We start from the raw sequence: 544 nt of genomic DNA, 5'->3' as shown, positions 1-544 counted from the left end.
CAAATCATGAGATACCATAAACACAGCGCAATCGAAGCGGTGACGGATGCTTTCAATCAAATCGTATAGATCGATTTGTCCCTGAACATCAACACCTTGAGCTGGTTCATCAAGAACCAACAAATCAGGGCGTTGTAGCAGCGCGCGGGCGAGTAGGACACGTTGGTTTTCACCACCAGAGAGGCGGTGCATGTTGCTCTTAATTAAGTGCTCTGCACCAACTAGTCTTAATGCATCAAGGCATTCTTGTTTGCTGTACTTTCCTGCTAAATTTAAGAAACGGATAACGTTTAGCGGCAAAGAGTCGTTGAGTTTCAGTTTCTGAGGCACATAACCAATTTTTAGCCTTTTCGCTTTAACCAATTTTCCGCTAGTTGGCTTTTGAAGCCCTAAAATGACTTTAACTAACGTGGATTTTCCCGCTCCGTTGTGACCGATTAGGGTTGTGATTTTGCCCTTTTCTAATTCCATACTAATGTTATCGAGAACTCTGCGATCATCGAACTCGACGCACAATTGTTCAAGACTGACTAATGAAGACATG

Annotated in this window: 1 protein-coding gene; it reads right to left on the bottom strand. The window is 43.2% G+C overall.

Going from position 1 to position 544, the window contains the following annotated elements; genetic code table 11:
* Positions 1 to 543 (bottom strand): ATP-binding cassette domain-containing protein (locus tag R7Q11_RS28710; RefSeq protein WP_225467290.1); only part of this gene is annotated, 543 nt, incomplete at its 3' end.
* Position 544 lies beyond the last annotated feature (1 nt).

The organism is Vibrio sp. 970, assembly GCF_033339075.1.
The sequence above is the reverse complement of the archived record's forward strand: the minus strand, read 5'-3'. Positions and strand labels throughout refer to the sequence as shown.